Origin of the sequence: Bradyrhizobium sp. (assembly GCF_050014615.1) — a bacterium.
Classification (GTDB): domain Bacteria; phylum Pseudomonadota; class Alphaproteobacteria; order Rhizobiales; family Xanthobacteraceae; genus Bradyrhizobium.
On the sequence record NZ_JBEKCZ010000329.1, the window covers coordinates 1 to 3621 of the forward strand.

The window sequence follows — 3621 nt, forward strand, 5'->3', positions numbered from 1 at the left end:
GAAAAGGCGATGCCGGTGACGACGTGGCTTTCCATGATTTCCTCCTCGCTGCAGATCAGCGTGCCCGGCGGCTGGTTGGCGTGCGGGTCGATATCTTCGGGCTTGTCGAAACTGGAGCGGACAAAGATCGGCATGTTGTGCACCATGCCGAGTTCCACCGAGCGGACCTGCAGCACCTTGGCGCCCTGCGAGGCCAGCTCAAACATGTCCTCGAACGCAATCTTGTCGAGCCGGCGCGCCTTGGGAACCACGCGCGGGTCGGTGGTATAGACGCCATCGACATCGGTATAGATATCGCAGCGGTCGGCATGAATGGCAGCCGCAATCGCCACCGCCGAGGTGTCGGAACCGCCGCGCCCAAGCGTGGTGATCCGCCCGGTCAGCGGATTGATGCCCTGGAAGCCGGCGATGACCGCGACTTCCTTGCGGTCCTTGAAGCGGTTGATCAGCTCGGTTCCGTCGATCTCGAGAATCCGTGCCGATGCATGGGCGTCGCTGGTCTTGATCGGGATCTGCCAGCCCTGCCAGGAGCGCGCCTGAATGCCGATCGCCTGCAGCGCGATCGCGAGCAGCCCGGCGGTGACCTGCTCGCCGGACGCCACCACGGCGTCATATTCGCGCGCGTCGTGCATCGGCGAGGCGTCGCGGCACCATTCCACCAGCTCGTTGGTCTTGCCGGCCATCGCGGAAACCACCACGGCGACGTCATGGCCGGCATCGACCTCGCGCTTGACGTGGCGCGCGACGTTGCGGATGCGGTCGATATTGGCGACGGAGGTGCCGCCGAATTTCATCACGAGGCGGCCCATGACGACAGGTGCATTCCTTTGCGAGGATAGGTAAATGTGATCCGCACGCAAAACCGGAAGCGCACGGGCCAAAAGGCGCGTATACATAGCGGCGCGGTTGGGGGCAAGCAACCCGGTTTGGGGCATCCCGGACAGGGCGTGGGGTCGGTTTGGTTGGGTAATCAAGGCGGAGTGTATGGGGCGTTATATCGACGATATCCTGCAGCCCGGCGAAAAGGTGCTGTATTCGACCAACGCGCACTGGATATTTTACTGGCCGGCGATCGTGGCCTGGCTGGTGGCGATCGCGTTCTTCATCCTGTCGCGACTGGTCGTCGCCGACACGCCGACGCTGCTCTGTCTGGCGCTGGCGGCCATCGCGGCGGTTGCCGCGCTGTACAAGATGCTGACGGCCTGGTTCCATCGCTGGACCACCGAGACCGACGTCACCAATTTGCGGGTCGTCCACAAGACCGGTTTCATCAAGCGCCGCACCTTTGAGATGAGCCTAGACAAGGTCGAGAGCGTTGACGTCAACCAGAGCATTCTCGGCCGCCTGCTCAATTACGGCAACGTGACGATTCTGGGCGTCGGCGAGGGCAAGGAAACCATCTCGACCATCGCTTCGCCGCTCGCATTCCGCAATTTCATCACCGCGCGATAGGAGCGGCGCGCACCCATGGCCATGCAGCAAGATTCCCCCGCCAATTTCCCAGCCGCACCGGCATCGACGGTCGATCCCGCCGAGATCGTGAAATTTTCCAAGCTGTCGGACCAATGGTGGGACCCCAACGGCAAGATGGCGCCGCTGCACAAGATCAATCCGCTGCGGCTGACCTATATTCGCGACGCCGCCTGCCGCAAGTTCGAACGCAATGTCAAAAGCCTGAATTGCCTGTCCGGCCTGCGCATCCTCGATATCGGCTGCGGCGCCGGTCTGTTGTGCGAGCCGTTCACGCGGCTTGGCGCGCAGGTGATCGGCGTCGATCCGTCCGCCAGCAATATCGCGGCTGCCCGGCTGCACGCGGACAAGGGCCATTTGTCGATCGACTATCGCTGCACCACGGTCGAAGAGATGGACGTGCGCGAACGCTTCGATATCGTGCTGGCGATGGAAGTGATCGAGCATGTCAGCGATATCGGCGTGTTCCTCAATCGCTGCGCGGCGATGCTCAAGCCCGGCGGGCTGATGGTGATCTCGACGCTGAACCGCAACTGGAAGAGCTTTGCGCTCGCCATCGTCGGCGCCGAATATGTGCTGCGCTGGCTGCCGCGCGGTACGCATCAATGGGACAAGTTCGTCACCCCCGACGAACTTGCGCATCACCTCGAGAACAACAAGCTCGCCATCACAGAACAGGCCGGCGTGGTCTACAGCCCGTTCGCCGACAAATGGACCATCTCCTCGGATATGGACGTGAACTATATGGTAGTCGCCGAGGGGGTGTGAGCCTTTGTCGTCTCTGCGTTCGCTCTTCACCCTCCCCTGGAGGGGGAGGGTCGGCGCGCATCGCTCGATGCGCGACGGGGTGGGGTGAAGACGTAGATCCGAGCAACGGTCTATCTTAATTCCGACTTCGACGCTTCCTATCATTGATGCTGCTTACGCGGCATGGCAGGTAAGAAGTCACCCCACCCCGACCGCTACGCGGTCGACCCTCCCCCTCCAGGGGAGGGTAAGGTAGCCGCCCCCCATGTTCACCGTCGCCACGCTCTGGATTCCCTTCACCGTCATCGCCGCGCTGGGGCAGGTCGCGCGCAATGCGATGCAGCGGCAGTTGACCGGGCCGCTCGGCACCTGGGGCGCCACCAATATCCGCTTCCTGTTCGGCTTTCCGTTCTCGATCGTGTTCTTCGTGGTCCTGTTGGCCCTGACCGGAGATCCCTTGCCGTGGCCGACAGCCGCGTTCTGGCCATGGCTGATGCTCGGCGCGCTCTGCCAGATTGTCGCCACCGGATTGATGTTGCTCGCGATGAACGACAGCTCGTTCGTGGTGACGACGGCCTACCTTAAGACCGAGGCGATCCAGACCGCGATCTTCGGCTTTGTCTTTCTCGGCGACCATCTGACTTCACTGAAGGTGATCGCGATCCTGATCGCGACCATCGGCGTCATCATCACCGCGCTGCGGCCCGGCGGCACCAAGGGCTTTGCCGATCTGAGGCCGACGGTGCTCGGCCTTGTCGCGGCCGCGACATTCGCGCTGTCGGCGATCGGCTTTCGCGGCGCGATCATCACGATATCCGGGGTGTCGTTCGTGACCGCGGCGTCCTACACGCTGGTGTTCGGGCTGTTCGTGCAGACGCTGGTGTTGACGGTCTATCTGCTGGCGCGCGCGCCGGGCGTGCTCAAGGCGATCCTCGGGCTGTGGAAGCCGTCGATGCTCGCGGGCTTCACGGGCGCGTTCGCCTCGCAGTTCTGGTTCCTGGCCTTTGCGCTGACCGCGGCGGCCAATGTGCGCACGCTGGCGCTGGTCGAGGTGCTGTTCGCGCAAGCCGTGGCGTATTATTCGTTCAAGCAGCCGCTGTCGGCGCGCGAACTTGCCGGCATCGCGCTGATCGTGATCGGGGTGGCGCTATTGGTGGCGGTTTAGTCTGAGATTCGTAGGGTGGGCAAAGCGAAGCGTGCCCACCATCTCGTGTCGTGAAATGATCATGGTGGGCACGGCGCAAGTGCGCCTTTGCCCACCCTACGAAACTGCGTGTGCAAATATCAGTTCCGGTCGTCCGGCAGCACCGGCAGCGGCGACACCTCGACGCCTTCCTCGATTAGCGAGCGGGCTTCCTCCGGCGACGCCTCGCCGTAGATCGGGCGGTGTTCGATATCGCCGTA

General features: G+C 63.1%; 5 protein-coding genes. 3 read left to right on the forward strand and 2 right to left on the reverse strand.

Going from position 1 to position 3621, the window contains the following annotated elements:
- A partial coding sequence (locus tag ABR948_RS29015) for an aspartate kinase (protein WP_428124672.1) occupies positions 1–809 on the reverse strand: 809 nt, incomplete at its 3' end.
- Positions 810–984: 175 nt separating this feature from the next.
- Between ABR948_RS29015 and ABR948_RS29020 the strand changes: the two genes are divergently transcribed.
- From ABR948_RS29020 to ABR948_RS29030, 3 genes are all read left to right on the forward strand, one after another.
- Positions 985–1452: a PH domain-containing protein gene (locus tag ABR948_RS29020; protein ID WP_428124674.1), complete on the forward strand. Its 468-nt coding sequence runs from the start codon at positions 985–987 to the stop codon at positions 1450–1452.
- A 15-nt stretch (positions 1453–1467) separates the two neighbouring features.
- Entirely contained in the window at positions 1468–2238 is a 771-nt protein-coding gene (gene ubiG, locus ABR948_RS29025) for a bifunctional 2-polyprenyl-6-hydroxyphenol methylase/3-demethylubiquinol 3-O-methyltransferase UbiG (protein WP_428124676.1), read from the forward strand.
- A 244-nt stretch (positions 2239–2482) separates the two neighbouring features.
- The gene (locus ABR948_RS29030) at positions 2483–3382 is read left to right on the forward strand and encodes an EamA family transporter (protein WP_428124678.1); all 900 of its coding nucleotides are present in this window, start codon (positions 2483–2485) and stop codon (positions 3380–3382) included.
- A gap of 119 nt (positions 3383–3501) precedes the next feature.
- Here ABR948_RS29030 and ABR948_RS29035 read toward each other — a convergent pair.
- On the reverse strand, positions 3502–3621 hold a 120-nt coding region (locus ABR948_RS29035), incomplete at its 5' end, for a DUF1178 family protein (RefSeq protein ID WP_428124680.1).